The 920-nt window shown below is 32.7% G+C and carries 1 protein-coding gene; it reads left to right on the top strand.

Annotated features, from left to right (window positions below):
• Window positions 1–196 precede the first annotated feature (196 nt).
• A complete protein-coding gene (locus V7149_RS22385; protein WP_335347795.1) occupies window positions 197–895 on the top strand; it encodes a YheC/YheD family protein in 699 nt (232 codons plus the stop codon).
• The last annotated feature ends 25 nt before the right edge of the window (window positions 896–920 follow it).

Below are 920 nucleotides of genomic sequence, written 5' to 3'. Positions count from 1 at the left end.
CTGTAATAAGGTATTCAGAGGTGAACAAGCTGAAGCGGCTAATTTACCAATCTGATTTAAAATTGCATTTTTTCATAGTCCGTTTTTTCCATTTTCTTGGACCTCCTTTTATTATTTATTTTTAGTCACAAATACAAGAGGGAGGAAGAATAATGAATATCATAAGGAAAAACAACGGAAATGAGTGTGAGTACTGTTGAAAGTCTCTTACGGAAAAGTGGACCAACATAAGACTCTAATTCTGGATGATCAATTAAAAAATTTTTTACCAGAAACAATGATGTTGAATGAGGATAACTTTTGGGGGCTTATGGAGCGACATCAGCAAGTTATTGTTAAACCTAATAGGGGGCGTTTTGGAAACGGGTTAATTAAAATTAAAACGATTGATAAAGACTTGTATGAGTTCCGTTCAGAGGGGCACAAGCGTATTATTTATGGAAGAATGAAAACATTTAGAGCTATAAAAAGTAATTTAGTTAAACGAGAAAACATAGTACAGCAGGCTATTAATCTAGCTAAAATTAATAATTTTCCTTTTGACCTAAGAGTAATGGTTCAAAGAAAGACAGAAGATGCAACATGGGTGGTAACCGGAATGGCAGCAAAAGTAGCATTGAAGGGGTATTTTATTACAAATGTGGCCCAAAAAGTAATGACTGTTCAAAACGCATTGGAAAAATCAAATATAAAAAATGTTAATCCAACTAAATTAATAAAAAGAATTGAAGAAATAACCCTACTTACAGCCGAGAGGTTATCCAGCATTTATCCAGGACATCGAATTTTTGGATTAGATATTGGGATTGATAAAAATAAAAAAATTTGGATTTTCGAAGCTAACTGTTCACCTTGTCTTGCCTTATTTCGCCTACTAGGTGATAAAAAGACTTAAAGAAAAATAGAAAGATTTAAAAGGC

This window comes from Bacillus sp. JJ1503, assembly GCF_036965125.1.
Classification (GTDB): Bacteria; Bacillota; Bacilli; order Bacillales; family Cytobacillaceae; genus Cytobacillus.
The sequence above is the reverse complement of the archived record's forward strand: the minus strand, read 5'-3'. Positions and strand labels throughout refer to the sequence as shown.